This is a genomic window from Paraburkholderia sp. Ac-20342, from assembly GCF_017104985.1.
GTDB lineage: Bacteria > Pseudomonadota > Gammaproteobacteria > Burkholderiales > Burkholderiaceae > Paraburkholderia.
This window is the reverse complement of record NZ_JAAGPQ010000231.1, coordinates 1-768: the sequence shown is the minus strand read 5'-3', so window position 1 is coordinate 768 and position 768 is coordinate 1. Positions and strand designations below refer to the sequence as shown.

Annotated in this window: 1 protein-coding gene; it reads left to right on the top strand. The window is 62.9% G+C overall.

The window, feature by feature from the left end; translation table 11 throughout:
• Positions 1 to 768: NAD(P)/FAD-dependent oxidoreductase (locus G3N58_RS33895; protein ID WP_206001377.1), on the top strand; the 768-nt coding region annotated here is incomplete at both ends.

Genomic DNA, 768 nt, shown 5'->3' with positions numbered 1-768 from the left:
AGCCGACCGAAAATTTCCAGCTCGGCATGGAACTGCACGCGAAGTACACGCTGTTCTGCGAGGGCGCGCGTGGGCATCTCGGGCGGCAACTGAGCGACAGGTTCAGGCTGCGCGATGGCGCCGATCCGCAGGTCTACGGCATCGGCATCAAGGAACTGTGGGAAATCGATCCCGCGAAGCACAAGCCGGGTCTGGTGATGCACACGGCCGGCTGGCCGCTCGAGAACGATACGTACGGCGGCTCGTTCCTTTATCACCTGGACAACAACCAGATCGTGGTGGGCTTCGTGGTCGGCCTCGGTTATTCGAATCCGTACCTGTCTCCGTTCGAGGAATTCCAGCGCTACAAGACACACCCGGCGATCCGCGCGATTCTCGAAGGCGGCAAGCGCGTGTCGTACGGTGCGCGGGCAATTACGGCGGGCGGCCTGATGTCGCTGCCGAAGCTGGTGTTCCCAGGCGGTGCGCTGGTCGGCGACGATGCGGGTTTCCTGAACGTCTCGCGTATCAAGGGTTCGCACGCGGCGATCAAGACCGGCATGCTCGCGGCCGACGCGGCCTTCGACGCCGTGCAGGCCGGCCGCCAGTCTGACGAACTGACTGCGTATCCGGAAGCCTTCAAGACCTCATGGCTTCACACCGAACTGTATCGCGCACGCAACTTCAAGCAGTGGATGAGCAAGGGCCTGTACCTCGGCACGCTGATGGTCGGCATCGAGCAGAAGCTGCTGGGCGGCAATGTGCCGTGGACGCTGCATCACCAGCATT